Origin of the sequence: Rathayibacter sp. VKM Ac-2856 (genome assembly GCF_013205055.1) — a bacterium.
In the GTDB taxonomy this organism is placed as follows: domain Bacteria; phylum Actinomycetota; class Actinomycetes; order Actinomycetales; family Microbacteriaceae; genus Rathayibacter.
On the sequence record NZ_JABMLF010000003.1, the window covers coordinates 1 to 24120 of the forward strand.

Here is a 24120-nt window from a genome sequence, read left to right on the forward strand (position 1 = left end):
GAGGCGACCTTGTCGCGGTGCGCCTGGGTCACCAGCGGTCCCATGTCGCAGCCGCGGCGCCCGTCGCCGATGCGCAGGGTCGCCGCCCGCTCCTGGATCTTCCCGATCAGCTCGTCCGCGACGGGCTCCACGGCGACGACCACCGAGATCGCCATGCAGCGCTCGCCCGCCGAGCCGAAGCCCGCATTGATCGCCGAGTCGGCGACGAGGTCCAGGTCCGCATCCGGCAGCACCAGCATGTGGTTCTTCGCCCCGCCGAGCGCCTGCACGCGCTTGCCGTTGCGGGTGCCGGTCTCGTAGACGTACTGGGCGATCGGGGTGGAGCCGACGAACGAGATCGACGTCACGTCCGGGTGCTCGAGCAGCCCGTCGACGGCGACCTTGTCGCCGTTCAGCACGGTGAAGACGCCGTCCGGGAGCCCGGCCTCCTTCCAGAGCGCGCCGAGCCAGATGGCCGACGACGGGTCCTTCTCGGACGGCTTCACGACCACGGTGTTCCCGGCCGCGATCGCGATCGGGAAGAACCACATCGGCACCATCGCCGGGAAGTTGAACGGGCTGATGATCCCGACCACGCCGAGCGGCTGCCGGACGGAGTACACGTCGACTCCGGTCGAGACCTGCTCGGAGTACTCGCCCTTCAGGTGGTGCGCGAGCCCGGTCGCGAACTCCACGACCTCCTGGCCGCGGGTGATCTCGCCGAGCGCGTCGGAGATCACCTTGCCGTGCTCGGACGTGATGATCTCGGCCAGCTCGCCCTTCTTGGCGTCGAGGAGCTCGCGGAAGCGGAAGAGGATCTGCTGGCGCTTGGCCAGGGAGGTGTCGCGCCAGGCGGGGAAGGCGGCCTTGGCGGAGGCGACGGCCGCGTCGATCTCGGCGGCGTCGGCCAGCGCGACCTCCTTCGTCGCGACGCCGAGCGCCGGGTCGTAGACCGGCGCGGTGCGGCCGGACGAGGACGGCGAGGCCGCCCCGTCGATCCAGTGGCCGATGGTGGACAGCGAGGTGGCGGGCGACTCGGCGATGCTCATGGGCTCGAGGGTAGGCGGCGAGCGGGCGGACGCGAGGGGCGGATCTGTCCAGCGGCAGGGGTCCCGGCTGGACGGAGCGGCACGGGTGGATCTCGATACGGCCGCAAGCGGCCTACTCGATCAGCATGAAGCGGAACGGGATTGTCCGCCCACCCATGCTGGTCGAGTAGCCGCGCAGCGGCGTATCGAGACCGACGCTATCGGAGGGTGGATCTCGATACGGCCGCAGGCGGCCTACTCGATCAGCATGAAGCGGAACGGGATCGTCCGCCCACCCATGCTGGTCGAGTAGCCGCGCAGCGGCGTATCGAGACCGACGCTGTCGAAGGGTGGATCTCGATACGGCCGCAAGCGGCCTACTCGATCAGCATGGAGGCGGCCGCAGGCGGCCTACTCGTCTGCGTGGGGCGTCTGGTCCCCGCCCGGGGCGAAGCGCGCCAGCGCCGCCGTGATGTTGTCGTGGCCGCCGCGCTCGTTCGCCCAGGCGACCAGCGCCTCCGCCAGCGCGACCGGGTCGCTGCCGATCCGGGCGACGGCGTCGTGCAGCACCGCTGCGAGGTCGTCGGCGGGGGACGCGTAGTTCCACAGTCCGTCGGAGCAGGCGAGCACCCAGCCGGGCTCGTCGAGCACGGTGGAGGCGATCGCCGGCGACTCGTCGTGCGCGTCCGCGCCCAGCCACTTGGTGATCGCGTGCGCGTCGGGCGCCGTCTCGGCCTCGGCGCGGGGCACGCCGGAGGCGATCTGCTCCTGCGCCCAGGAGTCGTCGACCGTCAGCTGCCGCGCCGGTCCCCCGTCGGGGATCCAGTAGCTGCGGCTGTCGCCGACGTTGCCGGTGACCAGCAGGGCGCCGTCGAGGATCGCGGCGGTGAAGGTGCACGACGGCGGGTTGTCGCGCTTCTCCGGGACCGCGGCGTCGATCGCTCCGGAGGCGCGCGCGACCGCCATCTGCAGCAGCGCGCCCCAGCGCTCGGCGCCGTGGACCGCTCCGCCGACCTCGGAGCGCAGGGCACTCAGCGCGGCGCGGGCGGCGGCCAGTGAGGCGGTGTCGGAGTCCGGAGTGGAGGAGACGCCGTCGCAGACCACGAGGAGCGCGGTCAGCAGGGCGCCGTCCTCGCCGGCGGTCGCGCCGATCGCCATGGCGTCCTCGTTGGCCGCGTGCCGGATCCCCCGGTCGCAGACCCCGCCGACCAGCGGGTGCGGCGCCTCGGCCCAGTGCTCGCGCTCGGTCGGCGCGCGCTGGCCGCACTGCTCGCAGTAGCCGTCGTCGGCGATCGCTCCCCCGCAGTGCACGCAGGCGGTGGGCCCCTCCGAGCCGGCGGCGGGCGGAGCGGCCGCGGCGGCCGGGACGATCAGCGTCGTCCCGCAGGCCTCGCAGAAGGCGTCGCCGGTCGAGACCGGCTCGCCGCAGTTCGGGCAGGCCGTGGACAGCACGGCGCTCTCCCCGCTCACGTCAGCGTCCAGCGGCGCACGGCGTTCGCCCGGTCGACGAGGCGCAGGCGCTCCTGCTTCTCGCGGGTCGCCGCGGCGAGGGAGCGGTAGGAGATCTCCAGGCCGTCGCGCAGGGCCGGCTCCGTCGCATCGATCCCGCCGATCGTCGCGCCCTCCGCGGGGCCGTCGCGGCGCACCAGCTCGAGCGCCGACTCCAGCACCCCGGTCGTCAGCTCGAGCCGGGTGCGCGCGTCGATCGCGACGGCGTCGACGCTCGCGAGCGCGGCCGAGAGCGCGGGCAGTCCGCGTCCGGAGCCGGCCAGCAGCTCGGCCCGCCGACGACGGGCGTCGACGTAGGAGGAGCGGGTGGGCCCGACGATGTCGAGCGCGTCGAGCGCGCCGTCGAGGTCGGCCCGATGCTGGCGGACCCGCGCCAGGCCGAAGGCGGCCGGGGCGGTGTAGTTCGCGTCGGCGCGGGCGCAGATGACGTAGAGCGACTCCGCCACCTCGGGCTCGCCGCTGGACTCGCAAGCCGCCGCGAGGGCGAGCTTGGGGGCGAGCTCCCCGGGCACCTGGCCGTAGACGGTGTTGAAGGAGGCGCGGGCGCCGATGGCGTCGCGCCGGGCGAGCTGCGCGAGGCCGCTCATCCAGACCGCCCGCCACTCCCACGGGTCCTCGGTCAGGATCTCGCCGGTCGCCCGGGCGACGTCCTCCCAGCGCTCGGCCTCGATCGCCGCGCGGGCGCGGGCGAGCCGGACCTCGACGGTGACGGTCGGCGCGAGCGCGAGGGCGCGCAGCCGGACGATCGGGTCGGCGACGTTGACGCCCGCGAGCCAGGCGCGGGCCGGGTCGGACTCGTCGGTCTTCAGCCCGGGCAGCGCGTCCCAGGGCAGCGGCCGGTCGACCACGTCGGCGACCGGCGCCTCGAACAGCGCCGACTCGGTCGAGTGCAGTGCCGGGTGCCCGGGCCCGCGGTCGGTCGCGACGACCTCGCGCAGCACGCCGAGCAGCTGCCCGCGCATCTCGTCCACGGTGGCGAAGCGGTCCTGCGGATCCGGCGCGCAGGCCTTCGCGACCAGGCGGTAGAACGAGTCGTACTTCTGGAACAGCGGCGTCTCGGACACCGGCGGCAGCGACGCGACGTAGGTGGTCTGGTTGCCGCGGAAGTCGAGGACGAGCGAGGCGATGGTCCGCCCGATCGTGTAGACGTCGGACGCGATCGACGGCCCGAGCTCGGGCACCTCGGGCGCCTGGTAGCCGACGGTGCCGTAGATGGCCGACTCCTCGTCGTCGGCCCGGCGCACCCCGCCCAGGTCGATCAGCTTCACCTGGTCGCCGACCTGGATCATGTTGTCCGGCTTGAAGTCGCAGTAGAGCAGTCCGTGGTCGTGCAGGTAGGCGAAGGCCGGCATCACCTCGAGCACGAAGGCGAGCGCCTGGTCGACCGGCAGCGGATCCGCGGAGCCGCCGTTCGCGTCGCGGCGCTCCTGCAGGATCTGCTTGAGGCTGGGCCCGCCGACGTACTCCATCACGATGTAGCCGGCGCCCTCGTGCAGGACGAAGTTGTAGATCTCGACGATCAGCGGGTGCTCGACCTCGGCGAGGTACTGCCGCTCGGTGACCGCGGCGGCGTACGCGTCCGGGTCGCCGGAGTTGAGCAGGCCCTTGAGCACCACCCAGCGGCCGGAGACGTTGCGGTCGCGGGCCAGGTAGATCCAGCCGAGTCCGCCGTAGGCGAGGCAGCCGACGACCTCGTACTGGCCGCCGACGACGTCGCCCTTCGCGAGCTGCGGGGTGAAGCTGAACGGCGTGCGGCAGTTGGGGCAGAAGCCCTCGGTGCGGCCGGGCTTGCCGTCGCGGCCGCGGCCGACCGCGGTGCCGCAGTTCGAGCAGAAGCGCTTGCGCTCGGGGAGCACCGCCTCCTTCATCAGCGCGGCCATCGGATCGGCGGCGGGACGCGAGGGGACGGTCGTCAGTCCGGCGCCGAGCCGGGGTCCGCGCAGGCGGGTCGAGGTGGTGCCGACGCGGCGGGTGGTCTTCGAGCCGGTCTGCGCGGTGCGAGCCGAGCCGAGCGCGGCGGTCGCGAGGCGGGCGGAGGAGGTGCGGCCGCTGCGGGCGGTCGCCGCCTCCTCGGTGCTCGAGCCGACCGGGGCCTGCGCGTTCGGCGCCCCCTCGGCGAAGCCGGTCCCGAACGCGGCGGAGGCAGTGGCGGGAGCGGCGGGAGCGGCGCCGGTCGCGGGAGCGGCGCGGCGCGCGGTGGGGGTGGAGACGGCGGCGGCGGGAGCAGCCGCCGCCGGCGCCTCCGCCGGCAGCCCGCAGACGTTGCAGTAGCCGTCCTCGATCACACCGGTGCAGCCCGGGGTCGAGGTGCAGGGGGCGCCGTTCATGAGCTGGCCTTCCGGGGGTGCGAGGGAGAGGAGGCGGCGGGCAGATCGCGGGTGACCACGTCGTACTGCTCGACCAGGTGGCGGGCGAGCGCGACCGAGCACGGCACCGCGTCGAGCGCGGCGCGGACCTCGGCGTCGGCCGCGGCACCGACGGCGGAGGCCGCCCGGCCGTTGGCGGCCGCGCGCTCGCGCAGCGCCCGCAGGCGGAAGCCGAGCGCCGCCCGCTCCCGCAGCGGCGAGGTGTAGGCGGCCTCGACGGCGTCGAACGCCCGGCCGACGGCGGTGAGGCGGGCGAGGTGCGCGTCGAGCGCCTGCCGGTCGGCCGGCGGCTCGCCGAGTCGCGAGACGTCGGGCACGGCGAGGCGGGGCGGATCCGCGATCTCGCGGCGGCAGCGGGCGACCAGCTCGCGCAGCGGCGCCTCGCGCAGCTCCGCGGCGGCGGCCAGCTCGCGGGCGCGGGCCCGGTCGTGCTCGAGCCCCCGGCGCTCGGACGCGGCGATGATCAGGTCGCGCTCGAGCCGGGCGGAGTCGCTCTCGAGCTGGCCGAGCGGGCCGGAGACGTCGGCGCCGCGGCCGGCCTTCTCCGCGAGGCTGTCCAGCCGGGAGCGCAGCACGGCGACGCGCTGGGCGGCGGCCTGGTCGACGGCGCCGCGCGCGTCGCGGGTGAGGTCGCGGCAGCGCTCGATCTCGGCGCGGACGCCGACGATCCGGCCGGCCACGTCGGTGCCGCTCGGGTCGAGCTCGAGCCGCGACTTCAGCTGTCCGACCACGGCGTCGCAGAGCCGGACGGCCTCGACCAGCGACACGGCGGCGCTCCCGCCCGACCCCGACGCGTCGAGCCGGCCCCAGATCAGCTGCGACATCCGCTCGCGCGCCACGGCGTCGACCCGGCCGGAGTCCCAGACCTGCTCGAGCTCGGCCAGCCGCCGCGTCACCGACTCGCGCAGCGACTGCGCGAGCACGACGTCGGCGGTGTAGCTGTCGGCCTGCGGCGACGCGAGCGCGGCGGCGTCGAGCCGCGACAGCTCCCGGGTCGTCCGATCGAGCCAGCGGCCGAGCCGGGCCAGGTAGTCGAAGAGCTCGCGCTGCGGGATCGCCTCGCCCAGGCGCCCCGGAGCGACGGGCGTCCCCTCCGAGACCCCCGCTCCCGAGCCGCCCTGCGTCCCCGTCCCCGCGGCCACCGTCAGCGTCCGTACACCGCGTCGGGCGGCGACTGCGCGCCGAGCTCGCCGAGCCAGCGGTCGTAGATGCTCTGCCAGCGGCCGTCGGCGCGGATGCTCTCGAGTGCCGCGTTGACGAAGCGCACGTAGTCCGTGTCGCCGGCGGGCATGCCGAGGCCGTACGGCTCGGAGCTGAGCGGGCCGCCGATGACCTTGGCGTAGGGGTCCTGCGCCACGAAGCCGGCGAGGATCGTGTCGTCGCCGGCGATCGCGTCGACCGAGCCCTCCTGGAACTCCGCGAGGCACTCGGTGTGCGTGTCGGCGGCGACCGCGGTCACCTCCGGGTAGTCGTTCTCGAGCCGGCTGAGCGTGGTGGTGCTGCGCGGAGCGCAGACCGACTTCCCCGCGAGGTCCTCAATGCCGTCCGCGTCGAGGCTGTCCGAGACGAGCACCTTGAGGCCGGCGCCGTAGTACTCGGAGGAGAAGGCGATGCTGCTCCAGCGGTCGCAGGTCATGGTGAGCGTGCGGGCGACCAGGTCGACCTGCGGGGTGGCCGCGTCGCCGCTGAGGGCGGGCAGGCGCTGGGCCGAGGTGATGACCACGAACTCGATCGAGTCCGGGTTCCCGAAGATCGCGCGGGCGATCTCGCGGGCGATGTCGATGTCGAAGCCCTCGATCCTGCCGGTCAGCGGGTTCCGCGCGCTCATCAGCAGGGTGTCGGCCGAGACGCCGACGCGGAGCGTGCCCGCCGCGCGGATCTCAGCGAGGCGGGGGCTGTCGGTGACGCCGGTCGGCGCGTAGGAGGTGACGGCCGAGGGCGAGCACTCCGCGGTGGCGGGAGCGGCGCTCGACGACGCGGAGGCCGTCGGGGTCGGCGTCGCCTCGGTGATGGTGCCGAGGTCCTCCGCTCCGCTGGTGCAGCCGGAGACGGCGAGCACGGTGGTCAGCAGGAGCGCGACGGCGCCCGTCCGCAGGGTGCTGAGGCGGGTCATCGGTACTCCTCCAGTCGCTGCGAGACGCCGCGCCAGGCGAGCAGGGCGCCCGCGAGGCCGGCGGCGAGCAGGATCCAGGAGGCGACCGAGGCGATCGCGCTCCCGTCGTCGAGCTCGGTCCGGGTCGTGTCCGCGTCGTCGAGGATCGCGGTGCGGGCGTCGTTCGCGAACGCGGTGAAGGCGACGTTCGCGGAGTCGGGCTCGGTCGAGGTGGCGAGATCGACGGCGTCGTCCCACCTGCCGTCGTCGTCGGCGCCCCGGATCGCGGTGTGCAGCTCCAGCCACGCGTTCAGCTCGCTCAGCAGCGACCCGTCGACGATGCCGGCCTCCACGCCGTCCTGCAGGCGGGTGCGGGCGTCCTCCGCCGCGGTCTGGAACTCCGCCTCCAGCGCCGCTCCCGAGCCGCGCTTGATCAGCGTGAAGCTCTCCAGCGACTTCGCGTCGCTCGCGGCGGTGAGCGCCTGCGAGACGACGAGGGTCGCCTGGTACGGGTCGGCCCGCACCGCGGCCGCGCGCCCGCCGATCGAGCCGAGGACGACCGCGCCGCCGATGCCGACCAGCAGCAGCAGGGCCGTGGCGGTGACGAGCGGGCGGTTGAGGTAGCGGTGCGTCCGGCGGGCCAGCCAGATCTGCGCGGCGATCAGCAGGACGAGCATCGCCAGCGAGCCGATCAGCAGGAGCACGCTGAAGCGCACGGTGTCGTACGCGGCGGCGACGCGGTCCGCCCCGCGGGTGACGAGCCCGTTGAGGTCCTGGAGGATCCCCTTCTCGGCACCGGTCAGCTGCGCCGAGGCCTGGTCGAGGTAGGCCGAGCCGACGGGGAAGCCCTGCCGGTTGTTGGCCCGGGCCTGCTCGATCAGGCCGCTGTAGGTGGTCAGCTTGCTCGTGATCGCGGCGAGGGTCTCGGCGTCGTCGGGCTGCGTCGAGGCCAGCTCGGTGAGCCGCGTCAATGCGGCCGCGAGGTTGGCCACGTACCTCTGCCGCTGATCGGCGGGCTCGAGGCCGCCGACCAGGAAGGTGTTCGCGGCGATCGCGTTGGCGTCGACGAGGAGGTTCCGCACGTCCTGCACACCGACGAGCTGCGCGGCCTGCTCCCGTGCCTCGGTCGCGGCGCGCGACTGCAGCGACGCGGCCTGCTGGGCGAAGACGCCGAACAGCACGGCGGCGAGCGCCGTCAGCACCAGCATCAGGCGGAGGGTGCGCGGAGTGGTCGAGGTCGCCCGGGCGAGCAGCGTCGGCCGCCGGGTGGCGGGCGCGGCCGGCGGTGCGGCCTGCGCGGGAGGTGCGGCGGTCGTGATGCTCATGAGCTCTCCCCGGTCGATGCGTCGGCCTCCGGCAGCTCCGCCTCCACGACGTCCGCCGCCTCGAGCGTCCGCAGCTCGTCGAGCGTCGGCTCCTCGGTGTCGCGCAGGCGCCAGGCGTGGCGGGCGATCGCCGCGTCGAGCACGTTGCGCACCCAGCGGCCGTTGCCGAACGCCTCGGTGCGCTCCTGCGCGGCGGCGAGGTCGGCGAAGGCGGCGATCGCCTCCTCCGTGGGCGTGAAGTCGGCGGAGGCGGCGAGGCGCGCGAAGATCGCCGACAGCTCGTCGTCGCTGTAGTCGGCGAAGTCGATCGTGGTCGAGAAGCGGCTGGCGAGCCCCGGGTTGGTGTCGAGGAAGCCCTGCATCGGGCCGGAGTAGCCCGCCACGATGACGACGAGGTCGCCGCGGTGGTCCTCCATGTCCTTGACCAGGGTGGTCACCGCCTCCGCCCCGTACTGATCGAGCGCGAGGGCGTAGGCCTCGTCGATGAAGAGGACGCCGCCGCGGGCCGAGGCGATCACCTCGGCGGTCTTCATCGAGGTCTGGCCGAGGTAGCCGGCCACCAGCTCCGAGCGGTCGACCTCGACGAGCACGCCCTTCGAGAGGATGCCGAGCGAGCGGTAGATCCGCGAGACCAGGCGCGCGACCGTGGTCTTGCCGGTGCCCGGGTTGCCCGTGAAGACGAGGTGCCGGGTCAGCGTCGGCGTGGTGAGCCCGGCGGCCTGGCGCAGGGTGTCGATCCGGAGCAGCTGGGTCTGCCGCTTGATCTCGCCCTTCACCCGGTCGAGGCCGATCAGCGCGTCGAGCTCGGCGAGCAGGTCCTCGATCGCCTCGGGCGGCTCGAGCTCCTCGGGCTCCGGCTCGGCGGCCGGAGTGACGGGCGGCGCGGCGGCGGCCGACCCCGGCTCGTCCTGCGGCCCGTCGTGCTCGGTCCGCCGCAGCCGGGCGAGGATCTCGTCGACCCCGGGAACGCCGGCAGGCAGATCGCGCGGCGCCGCGGGGACGGAGGACGGAGGAGCCTGCGCCGCCCCGACCGCCCCCAGCTGCGCCGCCGCCGTCGCCGACGCCGCCGCGATCCCGCCGATCCCCGGCTGTCCGAGCGAGCTCGCCGCGGAGACGACCTCGGTCAGCGCCCGCGCGTACGCGCCGGCCTGCTCGGAGCGCGCCGCGACCAGCCCGGCGAGCAGGTCGGTCGGCGAGCTGCGCCAGCGCCGGGCGCTCGACGCGGCGGTGAAGAAGGCCTCGAGCCCGCCGGTGCTTCCGGTCTCGGCGAGCCAGTCCTGACCCGCTCCGGTGATCGACTCGGCGACCGCGGCGGCGAGGCGGCCGCCCTCGGCGCGCACGTCGGCGCCGTCGAGACCGGCGGCGGTCCCGACGAGGACGAGCGCGTCGAGCGACGCCTGCAGCGTGCTCACGAGGCGCTCGGCGGGGTCAGCGAGCCGGGGGTGGTCGGCGCGGGCGGCGTGGACGGCGTGCTCGGCGCGTCCAGCCCGCTCGACAGCGACGACTCCGTGAACTTCTCGGCGAGGAACTGCCCGTGCGCGATCAGCGCCGAGGCGTCCTGCCGCGAGACGGCGTCGGAGATCCGGTCGAGGGTGCCCCCGAGCAGGTCGAGCTGGTCGCAGAGGATCATCAGCGAGGTCTTCCCCTTGTGGACGGCGCGGCGGTCGGCGAAGTCGCGCGGGAGGCGCAGATAGCCCTCGACCGCCTCGGGCAGGTAGCTGGTCGCGGTGGCGACGACGGTGTGGCCCTGCCGGCTCATCCCACCGAGGCGGTCCAGGCGCGGGACCATCTCGCGGACGGTCTCGTCGACCCGGCGGATGCGCGCGGCCACGATCGCCGGCACCTTTCCCGCGGTCTCCGCGGCGACCCGGTCGAGCGCCGCGAGGATGTCGTCGCTGGACGGCACGCGCGGCAGTGCGGGCGCGGTCTCCTCCGGCACCGGGTCGGTGCCGCCGAACAGCCGGGAGAGCCAGCCCATCGGCTAGCGGCCGAGATCGAGCGAGGAGGCCGCGTCGATGTCGGAGTTGCTGCGGCGGGCCCGCTCGACGTACTCGCCGGCCTTCGCGGTCTCGACCTGCAGCACGCCGACGGTCTGCGCCATGCTGTCGAGCGCCTTGATCTTGAAGTCCGAGATCGAGTCCATGGTCTGGTAGATGTTCGCGAACGCGGCCTGCAGCTGCGGGAGCCCGACCGTCGCCGACGCGGCCTGCGACTGGATGCTCGCGGACTGCTCGGCGAGCATCCGCGACGTCGCCTCGATCATGTTCGAGGTCGTCGTGTTGAGTGCGGTGATCTGGTCGAGCACGAGGCGCTGGTTCGCGAGCGCCTGCGCGACGATGACCGCGGTGCGCAGCGCCGACACGGTCGTCGTGGTCGCGCGGTCGACGCCCTTGATCAGCTCGACGTTGTTCTTGATCACGACGTCGATCGCCAGGTAGCCCTGGATCGAGACGGCCAGCTGGGTCAGCAGGTCCTGGTGCTTCTGCCGCGCGTAGAAGAGGACGTCCTCGCGCAGCGCCCGGGCGCGGTCGGGATCGGTCGCGTCGAGCTCGGCGATCTTCGCCGACAGCTTCACGTCGAGGCGCTCGGCGACGTAGATGTACTCGTTGAGGCGCGTCATCGTGTCCCAGAGGTTCTGCTTCTCCAGGTTGAGCGCCGCGTTGTCCTTCCGCAGCTCGTCCTGGCCGTCGTAGAGCGCCTGGATGATCGCGTTGAGGTGCGACTGCGCGCTCTCGTAGCGGCGGAAGTAGTCGGTGATCTTGTTGCCGAAGGGGATGAAGCCGAGGATCTTCTTCTGGATGTTGTCCTCGGACGGGTCGAGGTCCTCGACGGTCCGGCGCAGCTCCAGCAGCGTCCTGCCGATGTTCGAGCCCTCGGAGAGGCCGCCCTCCTGCAGCGCGCGCACGGGCGTCTTCAGCAGGCGGTTCGAGGAGTCGGCGGCCGAGCGGATGTCCGCGTCGCCCATCGTGCGGATGTCGTTCGCCTTCGCCGCGAACTCGGGGCTGCGCGCCTCCGACGACATCAGCGACGCGAGGTAGCCGTCGACCTTCGCCTCGAGCCCGGGCAGCGCCTGCTCGGGGACCTTCGGCGCGATCGACGGCGCCGAGGTGGTCGCGACGGCGGCGACGGGCTCGGGCGGCGTGAGCGAGAGGGCGTTCTGGGGCGGCTGCAGGGCCTCGGTCATCGGGGATCCTCACCGTAACGGGCGCGCACCGTGGCCGGCGCTCGGCGCCGACTGGACGAACGTGCCCCCAGCATATCGCCGGGGAGTGAGCGCTCCCTCAGACTCCCGCGGGTCGGCGCCGGAGGGTCGCGACCGCCACGCCGCCCAGGGCGATCGCGCCGCCGATCAGCGCCGCCGCCGGCGGCGTCTCGCCCAGCAGCAGCCAGGACAGCAGCACCACGACGGCCGGGACCGCGTAGGTGGTGGCGGCCGTGCGGCCGGCGCTCGAGCGGGAGAGGACGTAGCCCCAGGTGGTGAAGGCGACGGCCGTGGGGAAGACGCCGAGGTAGACGACGGCGGCGATCGAGGAGGCGGGCGCGGCCTGGAGCGAGGCGAGCAGCTCCGGGGCGAACGGCAGGCAGGCGACGGTCGCGGCCAGGCAGCCGATCCACGTCATCGTCATCGCGTCGACGTGCCCGAGCAGGCGCTTCTGCAGCGTCGCGGCGCCGCCGTAGAGCACCGCGGCGGCGAGGCCGAGGACGACCCCGATCACGTCGAACTGCCCGGACGAGGTGGAGAACGCGATCACCGCGACTCCGGCGAGCGCCACCGCCATGCCGCCGAGCAGGCGCCGCGGGAAGCCCTCGCCGAGCAGGAGGCCCGCGAGCACCGCGGTGATCATCGGCGCGATGTTGACCAGGAGCGCCGCGGTGCCGGCGTCGACGTGCCGCTCGGCCGCGTTGAGCGCGAGGTTGTAGAGGCCGAACCAGGCGACGCCCCAGACGATCACGAGGAGGAGGATCCGGCCGCGCGGCACCCGGCTGCGCGCGGTCCGCTCGCCGTGGCGGCGTGCCGTGAGCACGAGGCGCACCACCGTCAGCGCGATCGAGCCGATGACGATCCGGCCGAGGGTGAGCGCGCCGGGGTCGAAGTCGTCCGCGGCGAAGCGGATCCCGACGAAGGCCGACGCCCAGAGCAGCACCGTCACGGCGATCGCGGACCAGAGCAGCACGGCGTCGCGGCGGGTGGGGGTCGCGGCGGGGGCGGCGGGAGTGGAGGCGGAGGGGGCGGTGCTCGACATGGTCTCATCGTGGCGGGTGGCGGCGCCGCGCGCCGCCCGTGCCGCGCACCGCGCCGGAATCGCTCGGGACAGGCCGGTTCGCAGCAGCGAGGAGCACGATGGCGGGATGACCTCCGTCGAATCCGTGACCCGTACCGCGCCGGCGCTCGGCGGGCCGCGCATCCTCCGCCAGCGCTGGACCGAGGCGTCCTTCCTGCACTGGCGCGTCGACCCGGCGCAGGTGGCCCCGCACCTCCCGGCCGGCGTCCGGCCCGACGAGCACGACGGCTCCTCCTGGGTGGGGCTGATCCCGTTCCGGCTGTCGCGGACGGCGTTCCTCGGCGGGCCGCGCGTGCCGTGGCTGGGGACGTTCCCGGAGGTGAACGTGCGGCTCTACTCGGTCGATCGGCACGGGCGCCGCGGAGTCGTCTTCGTCTCGCTCGAGGCGTCGCACCTGCTCCCCGTGCTCACCGCGCAGGCCGTCTTCGGCCTGCCGTACCGCTGGGCGCGGATGGACATCGAGCACCGCCACGGAGCCGCGATCTACACGACCGAGCGGATCGGCGAGCCCGCCGCGCGCTCCCGGATCGTGGTGCGCCCGACCCCCGGCACCGATGCGTCCGAGGACCCGCTGGCCGGCTTCCTGACCTCGCGCTGGGCCTACCACGAGCGCCACCTGGGCTCCACCTGGTACGGCCGCAATCTGCACCGGTCGTGGCCGCTGCAGCGCGCCGATCTGCTCGCGCTCGACGACGGGCTGCTCGAGGTCGCCGGATTCCCGGGGCTGGCGTCGCGGGCGCCGGACTCGGTGCTGTACTCGCCGGGCGTCGAGACGGTCTTCACGGTGCCGCGGCGGGTGTGAGGGGGATCCCCGAAAGGGGGTGGCTAAGGCGCCGGCTCGTCGGAGAGCATTCAGCGGACAGAGCCTTTCCGCCTCGACGAGGAGACCCGTGGAATTCACCGAACGACTGATGGCCCTTGCGACGAAGGTCACCCAGCAGCGAGACATCATCCAGACCGAGGAAGCAACGAAGAACGCCTTCGTGATGCCGTTCATCTCGACGATCCTCGGCTACGACGTCTTCAATCCCCTCGAAGTCGTTCCCGAGTTCATCGCCGATGTCGGCGTGAAGAAGGGCGAGAAGATCGATTACGCGATCGTGCACAACGGCGACGTCCAGATGCTCGTCGAGTGCAAGAAGTCGAGTGAGCCGCTCAAGATCGAGCACGCATCGCAGCTGTACCGGTACTTCGCGGTGACGAACGCACGCATCGCCATCCTCACCAATGGCGAGCAGTACCACTTCTACACCGATCTCGACGCTCCTAATCGTATGGATGCGAAGCCCTTCCTGGTGCTCGATCTCACCGACATCGACGAGACGCTCATCCCCGAACTGGTGAAGCTGACGAAGGAGGTCTTCGACCTCGACTCGATCATCAGCGCGGCCGGCGAGCTGAAGTACATCGGCCAGCTCAAGCGCGAGCTGGCCGCCCAGTTCGCTTCTCCGTCCGATGAGTGGGTGAAGTTCTTCACGACGCGCGTCTACGAGGGCGGTGCGTACACGCAGAAGGTGCGGGAGCAGTTCACCGCACTGGTGACGAAGGCCTCGAAGCAGTTCCTCAACGAGCAGGTCAATGAGCGCCTGAAGACGGCACTCGGAGCGCCGAACTTCCCACGGACGGAGATGATCGCCGCAGAGCAGGCGGTCACGAGCCAGGCCGTGGTCGAGGAGGAGTTCGAGGACCAGAGCGACATCGAGACCACGCTCGAGGAGCTCGAGGGGTATCAGATCGTGAAGGCGATCGCCTGCAGCGAGGTCAAGGTGAGCAGAATCGCCTCCCGCGACGCCAAGTCGTACTTCGCGATCATCATCGACGACAACAACCGCAAGCCCGTCGCGCGGCTGCACTTCAATCGCAAGCAGAAGTACCTCGGGACCTTCGACCAGGAGAAGAACGAGACGCGCCACGCGATCTCGACGCTCGACGAGATCTACGAATACGCGAACACCATCCGGGAGACGGTGCGGGTCTACGCGTAGGGGGATCGAGAATCGGGCGATCGCTCCTCCCCAGGATCGATCTCGGCGCGTTCTCCACTGATAGGGCCGGACGGCCGGCCCCGTGTCGGTGGTCTGTGGAACCATCCTCGTATGGTTCAGAACGAGGACGGGGGACGACCCCCGGGGGTGCGCGAGCACCTGGACGAGGCGCTCGCCTCGGCCGTCGGCGTGGTGTGCGTCGTCGACGGGTTCCGGGCGCGGGCCGAGGCGCAGCGGGCCGAGCTGATCGAGCTCGCGCGGGTCGCGTCGCTGACCGCCCATGCCGCGCTGGTCGACCCGCGGGTGACCGTGCGGGCCGAGCGGTCGGAGGCGGCGCACAGGGCGCTGATCGCGGAGCTCGCCACGGCGCTGCGGGTGTCCGAGGCGCACGCCACCGGGCTGATCGAGGAGAGCCGGCTGCTCGTCAACGAGCTCCCGCGGACCCTCGCAGCCCTGCGCGACGCGGAGATCTCGCCCGAGCACGCCCGGGCGATCCTCCGTGCGGCCGCCGAGCTGCCGCCCGAGGTGCGCGGGCGCTTCGACGAGGAGGCCGCCGCGCTAGCGGCCGATCGCACTCCCCCGCAGCTGCAGCGCCGCCTCCGGACCCTGCGCGAGCGACTGCACCCCGAGTCGCTCACCGAGCGCCACCGCCGGTGCGCCGAGCGCCGCGGGGTCTGGCTCGACGGTGACGGGGACGGCATGGCCACCCTGCACCTGCACCTCCCGGCGCCCGAGGCGCACGGCGCCTTCGACCGCATCGACCGGGTGGCGCACTCCCTGCGCGAGCTGCCCGGCGAGAAGCGGACGGTCGGCCAGCTGCGCGCCGACGTCGGAGCGGCGCTCCTGCTCGACGGCGAGACGAACGGCGCCCGCGCGACGGGCACCGCCGTCCCCGCCGGGATCCGTCCCCGCGTCGCGGTCACTGTCCCCGTGCTGACGCTTCTCGGGCGCTCCGACGAGCCCGGCACCCTCGAGGGCTACGGGCCGATCGACCCCGGGACCGCCCGCCTACTCGCCGCGGACGCGCCCTCCTTCACGCGGATCCTCACCCACCCCGAGACCGGCGCCGTGCTCTCCGTCGGGCGCACGAGCTACCGGGTCCCCGCCGATCTGCGGCGGCACCTTCTCCACCGGGACGAGACCTGCCGCTTCCCCGGCTGCACGCGTGCCGCCTCCGCGAGCGACGTCGACCACGGAGTGGAGTGGCAGCACGGCGGCCGCACCGACGCCGACAACCTCGCCCACCTCTGCCGCCATCACCACCGGCTCCGGCACACCACCACCTGGCGCATCGAGCACCGGCCCGCCGGAGTCCTGCACTGGACGAGCCCGATCGGCCGGCGCTACACCACGCGCCCGGCGCACTCCGAGCCACCGCCGGGCGCCGACGGCGCGCCACAGATCATGCAACCGAATGCGGCGCAGGACGAGCCTCCGCCGTTCTGACAGCCTCACGTCAAGGGGCGCGACTCCTGCCCGGGCGCAGGCGTAGGGTTCCCCCTTCGGCCTGGTGAGAACCGGGCTCCGCACTCAGCTCCACGACCAGCAGAGGACGACATGCCCACGACACCGACCGCCGCGCTCTTCGACATCGACGGCACGCTCGCCGACACCAACTTCCTGCACGTGGAGGCCTGGTCGCGCGCCTTCCGGCTGGCCGACCTCGACATCCCGACCTGGCGGATCCAGCGGGCGATCGGCGCGGACTCGTCGGAGCTGCTCGATCTGCTCGTGGACGACGAGGTCGACGACGCGAAGCGGACCCTGATCAAGGACCTGCACACGAAGCTCTACGCCGAGGCGTCCGCGCGGATCACGCTCCTGCCCGGTGCGCGCGAGCTGATCCGGGCGCTGGCGGACCGCGGGGTCCGCATCGTCCTCGCGACCTCCGCGCCGGAGAACGAGCTGGAGATCCTGCTCGACGTCCTCGACCTCGGCGACACGGTGCACGCGGTGACGAGCGGCGGGGACGTCGACACGGCCAAGCCGGCGCCCGACCTGATGAGCATCGCGCTCGAGCGGGCCGGCGTCTCGGTCGACCACGCGATCATGATCGGCGACGCGACCTGGGACGTCATCGCGGCCGAGCGGGCCGGCCTGGCCACGATCGCCGTGCAGTCCGGCGGAACCGGCGAGCACGAGCTGCGCGAGGCCGGAGCCGTCGCGGTCTACGAGGACGCCGCGGCGATCCTCGCCGACCTCGAGGGCGGACCACTGGCGAGCCTCCTGCACTGATCCCCTCGACGGGGAGCAGGAGGCCCGCTCGCGATCAGCTCTGCGGACGCCTCCGCAGCACGAGCAGCGTGATGCCGATCGCCGCGACGACGGCGACGAGCGCGCCGCCGATCCAGAGGACGTCGCCCAGGAGCGCCGGATCGGATCCGGTCGCCGCCTCGGCCTCGTCCGCGGACGGCGCCGAGGCGTCCGACACCGCGACGGTGCCGTTGCAGTCGGGGACGGACTCGGACCCCTCCGCGAGGGCGACGTCGGCTCCGGGCTGCCAGTCGAAGCCGTACTGCCCGGAGACCGGGTGGCCGTCGGTCGAGACGACCTGCCAGGTCACCTCGTAGGCGCCGGCCGCGCCGAGCTCGAGCGGCATCGACGCCTCGGGCCCGAGGACGCTGACGCAGCCGTCGCCGTAGTAGAGGCCGTCCGGTCCGACGACGCGCAGGGCCGCCGCGGCGCCGTCGTTGCCGAGGACCAGCAGGTCGTCGTTCGTCGTCAGCGCGAGGGTGCCCGGCTGCTCCGTCACCGTCGAGTCGGCGGCGGGCGTCGTCGACACGAGGTAGTTGTGCGCGCTGGCCGGCGTCGCCACCGCGACCGAGCCGAGGAGCCCGATCGCGGCGGCGGCGAGGACGAGGCGGGTGCCCGTCTTCCGAGTCGTCAGCGTCACGCGGACGCCTTCGGGCTGCGGCGACGCGAGGCGAGCCCGAAGGCGACGCCGACGGCACCGAGGACGAGGCCCCCCACGCCCAGAACGCGGGCGAGCACGTCGTCGCCCTGACCGGTCGCGGTGGTGGCGGAGGCGGTCGTCGCGACCGCGTCGTCACCGTCGCCGTCGTCGTCGTGGTGGCCCGAGCCCTCCATCGCCGCGGTCACGGCGACGGTCGGCGCGGGCAGCTCCGGCTCGGCCTCGCCCTCGACGGTCGGCTGGTCCCAGGCGGTCGAGCCGGTCTCGCAGGTCTGCAGCACGGGGAACTCGAGGGTCGAGCCCGCCGCGTCCTCCGGCAGCTGCAGCTGCAGCGAGACGGTGTCGCGGTAGCCGTCGGCGAGCGGGGTCTTCGCGGTGTAGACGACGTCCGAGACGCGCTCGGTCGCGGTGTTGCCGTGCGAGTCGGTCACCGGGTCCGCGATGGCGACCTCGTTCTTCACGACGTCCCAGTTGGGGTTCACGGTCGGGCTGACCGAGTTGATCCCCTCGGGGACGGTGATGGTGAGGCCGGTCGTCGGCGAGCCCTCGCAGCCGTGCGCGAGGGAGAAGGTGACGACCGTGTACGAGCCGGCGGCGGTGGTGGAGGCGGCCGCGGTGACGTGCGCGCTCGCGGCGGTCGGGGCGGCCAGCGCGAGGGCGACGGAGCCCGCGGCGACGAGCGCACCGCCGCCGACGAGGCGGACGCGCGAGGAGAAGGAGGAGGAGGTGGTGGAGGAGGTGCGGGTGGTGGTCATGATCGTGAGAGGTCCTTGAGGGAGTCGGCGCATCGCCGAGGAAGGGTGAGGGCGCAGCGCGGGATCGCGGTGCGCGCGGGCTCACCGGCCGAGGCCTCCCGTCGCCGACCAAGGGATCGGGTGGGAGGACGTCAGACGGCGGGCAGGGCGCGCGCGGGCGGGCCGCGGTGCCGCAGGGTCCGCAGGACCGCGTCGAGGGCCCGGGGTGCGCTCGGCTCGACCGCGCCGAGCACGGCGACCGAGGCGGCGAGCGGCTCCAGCAGGGCAGACGCCCGCGCGACGAGGCGCACGACGACGCGCAGCACGGCGGTGCCGAGGGTCCAGAAGACGCGCTCGGCGTGGCGGAGCGCCGCGACGGTGACGAGAGCGGCGACGAGGTGCGAGACGAGCATCAGCGGGGTGTGCGCGGAGTGGCCAGCACTGTCCAGCGCGGCGCCGCCCGCGACGAGCTCGACCGTGCCGCTGCCGTGGAAGTGGCCGCCGGCGGTCGCGCCCACGACGCTCACGTCGCCGCCGCCGCCGGTCACCAGGAAGAGGGAGTGGTACGCCAGCTGGCTGAGCAGAACCGATACCGCGAGCCGCGCCAGCGAGAGGGTGCGACCGGAGAGGAGGACGCAGACGACCGCCGCGAAGGCGGTGGCGAGCGCGAGGATCGCCGGAGCTGGGGCCTCGGCGCCGGCGAGCGTGTGCGAGGCGGCGGCGGTCGCGGTCGCGGCGACGGCGGCGACGACTCCGCGCGCCACCCGTGCCCCTCGCGTCTGCATCCGCTCGACTCCTGCCGTCCTGTGCTGTCCGTCTCGTGCCGCACCGCGTGCGCGGGCCGACATCCAGGGTAATCGCCTCACCCGGGCCGTTATGAACCCGTGACCCGATTGCCCCGATCGATTCCAAACCCCCTCGGGGAGGGCTCCGAAGACTGTTCAACGGCCGCGAAACGGTCCACACACAGACAGGTCCTCCGCATCACGTGGGGGCCGTATCACGAAGGAGCATCCCCATGCGATCCACCAAGCGCACCACCCTCGCCGCGTTCGCCCTGCTCGGCACCGCCGCCCTCGGCCTCACCGCCTGCTCGTCCGGCGCCGGCACCACCGACGCCGCGACCGACACCGCTTCCGAGATGTCGACCCCGATGATGACCGAGTCCGCGACGCCCATGGCGACCATGGACCCGGCCGCCAACCTCGTCGGCTCCGGCTGCGCCGCGTACGCCGAGCAGGTCCCGGACGGCGCCGGCTCGGTCGGCGGAATGGCGCTCGACCCGGTGGCCACCGCCGCGTCGAACAACCCGCTGCTCACCACCCTGACCGCTGCGGTCTCGGGTCAGCTGAACCCCGACGTCAACCTCGTCGACACGCTGAACAGCGCCGAGTTCACCGTCTTCGCCCCCGTCGACGACGCGTTCGCCAAGCTCGACGCCGCGACCCTCGAGACGCTGAAGACCCCCGAGGGAGCGGCCACGCTCTCCTCGATCCTCACCTACCACGTCGTCCCCGGCCAGATCGCCCCTGACGACATCGACGGCACGCACGCCACCGTCCAGGGCGGCGACGTCACCGTCACCGGTTCCGGCGACGACATCAAGGTGAACGACGCCTCGGTCATCTGCGGCGGCGTCCAGACCGCCAACGCGACCGTGTACCTCATCGACACCGTCCTCACCCCCCCGGCCTCCTGAGCCGGCGCGATCCTCGGATCGCACCCCTGAAACGCCGAAGGGCGGGCACCTCACCGGGTGTCCGCCCTTCGGCGTTGCTGCGCGGAGAACCGTGCGAACGCTCTACTCGCCGGCGCTGATCTCGGCCAGCACCCGGTCGCCCGGGTAGGCCTGGATCATGTCAGCGCGGATCTCGGCGCGCTCGAGCAGCTCCTCCATGCGGTGGCGGCGGTTGCGCGTGATCAGCGTGACGACCGTCCCCTTCTTGCCCGCGCGGCCGGTGCGGCCGGAGCGGTGCAGGTAGGTCTTGTACTCGTCGGGGGCGTCGGCCTGGATCACCAGGTCGATGTCGTCGACGTGGATGCCGCGGGCGGCGACGTCGGTGGCGACGAGGACGTCGACCCGGCCGCTGGTCAGCAGGGCGAGGTTGCGGGTGCGGCGCGACTGGTTGAGGTCGCCGTGCAGGCTGGTCGCCGGGATGTCGGCGTGCTCGAGCTGCTCGGCGAGCTGCTCCGCGAAGGCGCGCGTGCGGGCGAAGATCAGCGTCTTGCCGGCGCGGGCCGCGAGCTCCTCGATGATCGCGCCCTTGTCGCGGTGCTCGATCAGCAGGACGCGGTGGTCGATGGTCGAGGACGCCTGGTCCTCGCCCGCCACCTCGTGCACGCTCGGCTCGACGAGGAACTCGTCGACGAGCGTCGCGACGCCCTTGTCCAGCGTCGCGGAGAAGAGCAGGCGCTGGCCGCCGCGCTTGGTCTGGCGGAGGATGCGCTGCACCGGCTCGAGGAAGCCGAGGTCGCACATGTGGTCGGCCTCGTCGAGGACGGTCACCGAGATGGTCGAGAGGTCGAGACGACCCTGCTCGATCAGGTCCTCGAGGCGGCCCGGGGTGGCGATGATGATGTCCACGCCGCGCTGGAGGGCGCCGACCTGCTTGTACTGCGGGACGCCGCCGAAGATCGTGGCGGTGAACAGGCCCACGGAGCGCGCGATCGGCTGGATGGTGCGGTCGATCTGCATCGCCAGCTCGCGGGTCGGGGCGAGGATGAGCGCGCGCGGCGGGCGGCCGGGCTTGCGGCCCTTCGCGCCGTCGTTCTCCATCAGGCGCTCGACGACGGGGGCGCCGAACGCGATGGTCTTGCCCGAGCCCGTCTTGCCGCGGCCCAGGACGTCCTTGCCGGCGAGGACCTCGGGGATCGTCGCGGCCTGGATCGGGAACGGCGAGGCCGCGCCCATCTGGGTCAGCTGGCGGACGATGTTCGCGCCGAGGCCGAGGTCGCCGAAGCTGACGCCCTCGACATCGACGGCGACCGTGGCGGTCGCCTCGAGGCGCTCGAGCACGACGTCGTCGGCCTGGTGGCTGCCGCGGCCGTCGCGCTTGGGGTAGAAGTCCGAGCCGGAGTCGCGGCGCGGGCCGCGGTCGTGCCGGTCGGCGCCGCCGCGGGCGGGGCGCTCGGTGCCGCGGTCGAAGCCGCGGGCCGGGCGGTCGGTGCGGTCGAAGGAGCGCGCGGGGCGGTCGGTGCGGTCGAACGAGCGCGCCGGGCGGTCGGTGCGGTCGAACGAGCGCGCCGGGCGGTCGGTGCGGTCGAACGAGCGCGCCGGGCGGGCGTCGCGGTCGTTCGTGCGCGCCGGGCGGTCGGTGCGGTCGAAGCTGCGCGCGGGGCGGTCGGTGCCGCGGTCGTACGAGCGGGCCGGGCGGTCGTCGCGGTCGTTCGAGCGCGCGGGGCGGGCGTCGCGGTCGTAGCTGCGGGTGGGGCGCTCGTCGCGGTCGAACGAGCGGGCCGGACGGTCGGTGCGGTCGTAGGAGCGCGCCGGGCGTACGTCGCGGTCGTTCGAGCGCGCGGGGCGGTCGGTCCGGTCGTACGAGCGGGCCGGACGATCGTCGCGGTCGTTCGAACGCGACGGGCGGTCGGTGCGGTCGTAGCTGCGGGCCGGGCGGTCGTCGCGGTCGTAGCTGCGGGCCGGACGGTCGTAGCCGCGGGACTCGCCGCGGTCGGTGCCTCGGGACTCGCCGCGGGACTCTCCGCGCTCGGTGAGCTTCGCGGCGCGCTCCTCGGCGTTCCAGCGCGCCTTCTTGGGGGCGTTCTCGTCGACCGGGCGGTAGCCGCGGTGGCCCTCGCTGCGCGAGCCGGACTTGGGCGCGGCGAAGCGGGGGCGGCCGCCGAGCTGGGACTTGCCGCTCGAGGCGCCGAAGCGGTTCGGCTCGAAGTTCTTGGCGGGGCGTCCGCCGGCGGGCTTCTTGTTCTTGGGCATGGCTGCTTCCTGGGTTCAGGTCTTGCGCGAGCAGGCACACGCCGATCGATCACCCTCGTGGGGTGCGAACGGACGGGGCGCTGCGGGAACCCGGGTGAGTCGCTGCTCTGAGACGCTGACCGGGGCCGATTCACACATGTGATTCATCTCACGACGACTGTCGGAGATCCGGCCCGCTTGACTGACAAACCCATCCGCGCGGCGACGCACGGAGTCAAGAGCCGACCACGAGAGTTTACACGCGAGCCCGGGTGCTGGCTAGAGTGCGCGCGCTCGAGTGCGCCGGCGCGAGTGCGCCGGGGCGAGTGCCGCGTCAGCTCGACGCGCGCCGCGCCCGGTACGCCGCGACGTTCGCTCGGTTGCCGCAGTTGCCGGTGTCGCAGTAGCGCTTGGAGCGATTGCGCGAGAAGTCGACGAGCACCGCCTCGCAGTCATCGGCCGCGCAGATGCGGATGCGGTCGCGCTCGTCGCCGCGGATGACGTCGACGAAGGCCATCGCCGCCTCCACCACGATCCGCGTGGCGAGCGGGCTCTCGTCGCGGGTGGCGTGCAGGTGCCAGCCGTAGACGCCGTGCCGCACCAGCTGCGGGAGGGCGCGGCCCTCCTCGAGCATCCCGTTGACGACGGCGACGAGGTCCTCCTCGGCGCGGCTGCGCCAGAGCGAGCGGAGCGGGGCGCGGACCGAGCGCACCGCCTCGAGCTCGGCCGCCGAGCCGTCGCGGCTGCCGGTGTAGCGGTGCTCGATCAGGAACTCGTCGAGCTGCTCGATCGACGCCATCTCGTCCTCCCCGGACGGCGACAGCTCGGGCAGCGTGTTGACGAGCACGGCGGTGGAGGTGAGCGCCGCCTCCACGTCATAAGCGAAGACCATGTTGACTCCTGACACGTCCGATCAGTACTGTCACGAGCATAACGACGTTGACTCCTGAACACCGACTGCTCGATACCGACTCCTGGAAGAGGCCACCGTGACGCTCTCCGCTCCCCCGCGCCGCCTGGGCTCCGGTCTGGCGCTCGCCCTCGCGGCCGCGGCCGCGTTCGGCCTCGGCGGCCCCTTCGTGAAGCCGCTGCTCGAGGCGGGCTGGAGCCCGTCCGCCGCCGTGCTCTGGCGGGCGGGCGGCGCGGCGCTGATCCTCGCGATCCCGGCCGCGCTGTCGCTCCGGGGCCGCTGGCACGTGCTCCGGCGCAACCTCGGCACGGTCGGCCTCTACGGCGTCTTCGCGGTGATCGCTGCGCAGCTCTGCTTCTACAGCGCGATCGAGCACATGTCGGTCGGCGTCGCGCTCCTGATCGAGTACCTCGCCCCCGTGTTCCTCGTCCTCTTCGCCTGGGCGCGCACCCGCCGCCACCCCGGCCGCTTCACCCTCGCCGGCTCGGCGCTCGCGCTGGCGGGCCTGGTGCTCGTGCTCGACCTGTCCGGCGAGTCCACTCCCGAGCTCGTCGGCGTCGCCTGGGCGCTGACCGCGTCGCTCGGCCTCTGCGTCTACTACGTGATCGCCGGCCGGATCGATCCGGAGCTGCCGCCGATCGCGCTCACCGCGGGGGCGATGACGGTCGGCGCCGTGCTCCTGCTGATCCTCGGCCTCAGCGGGCTCGTGCCGCTGCGCGCGACGTTCGGCGACGTCGTCTTCGTCGGGAACGACGTGCCCTGGTTCCTGCCGGCCGCGGTCATCCTCGGGATGTCGACGGTGCTCGCCTATCTGCTCGGGATCGAGGGCGGCTCGCGGCTCGGCACCCGCATCGCCTCCTTCGTCGGGCTGACCGAGGTGCTGTTCTCGATCGTCGCCGCGTGGGCGCTGCTCGGCGAGCTGCCGGCGCCGATCCAGTTCGGCGGCGGGGCGCTCATCCTGATCGGAGTGGTGCTCGTGCGGCTGCAGGCGGAGGCGCCCACGCCGGCCGTCCCCGAGGCCCGCGAGGCGGAGGTCCCGCTGTCCACCCCCTGATCGCGGGGTCGACCTAGGCGGGCGCCGCCTTTCCCCT

At 73.4% G+C, this 24120-nt stretch carries 21 protein-coding genes; 6 read left to right on the forward strand and 15 right to left on the reverse strand.

The genetic code is table 11. The features are described 5' to 3' along the window. The 10 genes from HQQ82_RS10505 to HQQ82_RS10550 form a co-directional block, all read right to left on the reverse strand. Window positions 1–1028: aldehyde dehydrogenase family protein (locus tag HQQ82_RS10505; protein WP_173233016.1), on the reverse strand; the 1028-nt coding region annotated here is incomplete at its 3' end. 390 nt (window positions 1029–1418) lie between these two features. Beyond that, a complete protein-coding gene (locus tag HQQ82_RS10510; protein WP_173233017.1) occupies window positions 1419–2477 on the reverse strand; it encodes a PP2C family serine/threonine-protein phosphatase in 1059 nt (352 codons plus the stop codon). Further along, window positions 2474–4843 (reverse strand): serine/threonine-protein kinase, encoded by a 2370-nt coding sequence (locus HQQ82_RS10515; protein ID WP_173233018.1) that lies wholly within the window; start codon window positions 4841–4843, stop codon window positions 2474–2476. Before HQQ82_RS10515 ends, HQQ82_RS10510 begins: the two co-directional genes overlap by 4 nt. Beyond that, window positions 4840–6024 (reverse strand): hypothetical protein, encoded by a 1185-nt coding sequence (locus HQQ82_RS10520; RefSeq protein ID WP_173233019.1) that lies wholly within the window; start codon window positions 6022–6024, stop codon window positions 4840–4842. Before HQQ82_RS10520 ends, HQQ82_RS10515 begins: the two co-directional genes overlap by 4 nt. Before the next feature lie 2 nt (window positions 6025–6026). Further along, the gene (locus HQQ82_RS10525; protein WP_173233020.1) at window positions 6027–6995 is read right to left on the reverse strand and encodes a glutamate ABC transporter substrate-binding protein; all 969 of its coding nucleotides are present in this window, start codon (window positions 6993–6995) and stop codon (window positions 6027–6029) included. Further along, window positions 6992–8299 carry a hypothetical protein gene (locus HQQ82_RS10530; RefSeq protein ID WP_173233021.1) on the reverse strand — a complete coding sequence of 436 codons (1308 nt, stop codon included), beginning with the start codon at window positions 8297–8299 and terminating at the stop codon, window positions 6992–6994. The genes HQQ82_RS10525 and HQQ82_RS10530 overlap by 4 nt, the downstream gene beginning before the upstream one ends. After that, window positions 8296–9711 (reverse strand): AAA family ATPase, encoded by a 1416-nt coding sequence (locus HQQ82_RS10535; protein ID WP_173233023.1) that lies wholly within the window; start codon window positions 9709–9711, stop codon window positions 8296–8298. Before HQQ82_RS10535 ends, HQQ82_RS10530 begins: the two co-directional genes overlap by 4 nt. Further along, window positions 9708–10277: a hypothetical protein gene (locus HQQ82_RS10540; RefSeq protein ID WP_254071447.1), complete on the reverse strand. Its 570-nt coding sequence runs from the start codon at window positions 10275–10277 to the stop codon at window positions 9708–9710. The genes HQQ82_RS10535 and HQQ82_RS10540 overlap by 4 nt, the downstream gene beginning before the upstream one ends. Before the next feature lie 3 nt (window positions 10278–10280). Further along, window positions 10281–11483 carry a toxic anion resistance protein gene (locus HQQ82_RS10545; RefSeq protein WP_173233025.1) on the reverse strand — a complete coding sequence of 401 codons (1203 nt, stop codon included), beginning with the start codon at window positions 11481–11483 and terminating at the stop codon, window positions 10281–10283. A 97-nt stretch (window positions 11484–11580) separates the two neighbouring features. Then, a complete protein-coding gene (locus HQQ82_RS10550; protein WP_173233027.1) occupies window positions 11581–12543 on the reverse strand; it encodes a DMT family transporter in 963 nt (320 codons plus the stop codon). A 106-nt stretch (window positions 12544–12649) separates the two neighbouring features. Between HQQ82_RS10550 and HQQ82_RS10555 the strand changes: the two genes are divergently transcribed. The 4 genes from HQQ82_RS10555 to HQQ82_RS10570 all read left to right on the forward strand — a co-directional run bounded on the left by HQQ82_RS10555 (window position 12650) and on the right by HQQ82_RS10570 (window position 16802). After that, window positions 12650–13384: a YqjF family protein gene (locus HQQ82_RS10555; protein ID WP_173233029.1), complete on the forward strand. Its 735-nt coding sequence runs from the start codon at window positions 12650–12652 to the stop codon at window positions 13382–13384. 88 nt (window positions 13385–13472) lie between these two features. Beyond that, window positions 13473–14567: a type I restriction endonuclease gene (locus tag HQQ82_RS10560; protein ID WP_173233031.1), complete on the forward strand. Its 1095-nt coding sequence runs from the start codon at window positions 13473–13475 to the stop codon at window positions 14565–14567. A 111-nt stretch (window positions 14568–14678) separates the two neighbouring features. Then, the gene (locus tag HQQ82_RS10565; RefSeq protein ID WP_173233033.1) at window positions 14679–16013 is read left to right on the forward strand and encodes an HNH endonuclease signature motif containing protein; all 1335 of its coding nucleotides are present in this window, start codon (window positions 14679–14681) and stop codon (window positions 16011–16013) included. A 111-nt stretch (window positions 16014–16124) separates the two neighbouring features. Further along, window positions 16125–16802: an HAD family hydrolase gene (locus HQQ82_RS10570; protein ID WP_173233035.1), complete on the forward strand. Its 678-nt coding sequence runs from the start codon at window positions 16125–16127 to the stop codon at window positions 16800–16802. Window positions 16803–16836: 34 nt separating this feature from the next. Here HQQ82_RS10570 and HQQ82_RS10575 read toward each other — a convergent pair whose 3' ends face one another. From HQQ82_RS10575 to HQQ82_RS10585, 3 genes are all read right to left on the reverse strand, one after another. Beyond that, window positions 16837–17460 (reverse strand): copper resistance CopC family protein, encoded by a 624-nt coding sequence (locus HQQ82_RS10575; RefSeq protein ID WP_173233037.1) that lies wholly within the window; start codon window positions 17458–17460, stop codon window positions 16837–16839. After that, window positions 17457–18233: a YcnI family protein gene (locus HQQ82_RS10580; protein ID WP_173233039.1), complete on the reverse strand. Its 777-nt coding sequence runs from the start codon at window positions 18231–18233 to the stop codon at window positions 17457–17459. The genes HQQ82_RS10575 and HQQ82_RS10580 overlap by 4 nt, the downstream gene beginning before the upstream one ends. 131 nt (window positions 18234–18364) lie before the next feature. Beyond that, window positions 18365–18997, reverse strand: a complete 633-nt coding sequence (locus HQQ82_RS10585) for a hypothetical protein (RefSeq protein ID WP_173233041.1) — start codon at window positions 18995–18997, stop codon at window positions 18365–18367. A gap of 233 nt (window positions 18998–19230) precedes the next feature. Here HQQ82_RS10585 and HQQ82_RS10590 point away from each other — a divergent pair, with 233 nt between their 5' ends. Continuing rightward, a complete protein-coding gene (locus tag HQQ82_RS10590; RefSeq protein ID WP_173233043.1) occupies window positions 19231–19911 on the forward strand; it encodes a fasciclin domain-containing protein in 681 nt (226 codons plus the stop codon). A gap of 102 nt (window positions 19912–20013) precedes the next feature. On the opposite strand, the gene HQQ82_RS10595 is transcribed toward HQQ82_RS10590, so the two are convergent. Both HQQ82_RS10595 and HQQ82_RS10600 read right to left on the reverse strand, forming a co-directional pair. Beyond that, entirely contained in the window at window positions 20014–22140 is a 2127-nt protein-coding gene (locus tag HQQ82_RS10595; protein ID WP_173233044.1) for a DEAD/DEAH box helicase, read from the reverse strand. A gap of 313 nt (window positions 22141–22453) precedes the next feature. Next, on the reverse strand, window positions 22454–23011 hold the full coding sequence (locus tag HQQ82_RS10600; RefSeq protein ID WP_173233046.1) for a CGNR zinc finger domain-containing protein: 558 nt from the start codon (window positions 23009–23011) through the stop codon (window positions 22454–22456). A gap of 97 nt (window positions 23012–23108) precedes the next feature. Here HQQ82_RS10600 and HQQ82_RS10605 point away from each other — a divergent pair, with 97 nt between their 5' ends. After that, window positions 23109–24083, forward strand: a complete 975-nt coding sequence (locus tag HQQ82_RS10605; protein WP_216848526.1) for a DMT family transporter — start codon at window positions 23109–23111, stop codon at window positions 24081–24083. Window positions 24084–24120: the final 37 nt, after the last annotated feature.

Bases quoted from the DNA above. Each gene is read 5' to 3' on its own strand.
- HQQ82_RS10515 (WP_173233018.1), bottom strand. From the start codon at position 4,843: ATGAACGGCGCCCCCTGCACCTCGACCCCGGGCTGCACCGGTGTGATC.
- HQQ82_RS10525 (WP_173233020.1), bottom strand. From the start codon at position 6,995: ATGACCCGCCTCAGCACCCTGCGGACGGGCGCCGTCGCGCTCCTGCTG.
- HQQ82_RS10530 (WP_173233021.1), bottom strand. From the start codon at position 8,299: ATGAGCATCACGACCGCCGCACCTCCCGCGCAGGCCGCACCGCCGGCC.
- HQQ82_RS10540 (WP_254071447.1), bottom strand. From the start codon at position 10,277: ATGGGCTGGCTCTCCCGGCTGTTCGGCGGCACCGACCCGGTGCCGGAG.
- HQQ82_RS10545 (WP_173233025.1), bottom strand. From the start codon at position 11,483: ATGACCGAGGCCCTGCAGCCGCCCCAGAACGCCCTCTCGCTCACGCCG.
- HQQ82_RS10550 (WP_173233027.1), bottom strand. From the start codon at position 12,543: ATGTCGAGCACCGCCCCCTCCGCCTCCACTCCCGCCGCCCCCGCCGCG.
- HQQ82_RS10555 (WP_173233029.1), top strand. From the start codon at position 12,650: ATGACCTCCGTCGAATCCGTGACCCGTACCGCGCCGGCGCTCGGCGGG.
- HQQ82_RS10565 (WP_173233033.1), top strand. From the start codon at position 14,679: ATGGTTCAGAACGAGGACGGGGGACGACCCCCGGGGGTGCGCGAGCAC.
- HQQ82_RS10570 (WP_173233035.1), top strand. From the start codon at position 16,125: ATGCCCACGACACCGACCGCCGCGCTCTTCGACATCGACGGCACGCTC.
- HQQ82_RS10580 (WP_173233039.1), bottom strand. From the start codon at position 18,233: ATGACCACCACCCGCACCTCCTCCACCACCTCCTCCTCCTTCTCCTCG.
- HQQ82_RS10585 (WP_173233041.1), bottom strand. From the start codon at position 18,997: ATGCAGACGCGAGGGGCACGGGTGGCGCGCGGAGTCGTCGCCGCCGTC.
- HQQ82_RS10590 (WP_173233043.1), top strand. From the start codon at position 19,231: ATGCGATCCACCAAGCGCACCACCCTCGCCGCGTTCGCCCTGCTCGGC.
- HQQ82_RS10595 (WP_173233044.1), bottom strand. From the start codon at position 22,140: ATGCCCAAGAACAAGAAGCCCGCCGGCGGACGCCCCGCCAAGAACTTC.
- HQQ82_RS10600 (WP_173233046.1), bottom strand. From the start codon at position 23,011: ATGGTCTTCGCTTATGACGTGGAGGCGGCGCTCACCTCCACCGCCGTG.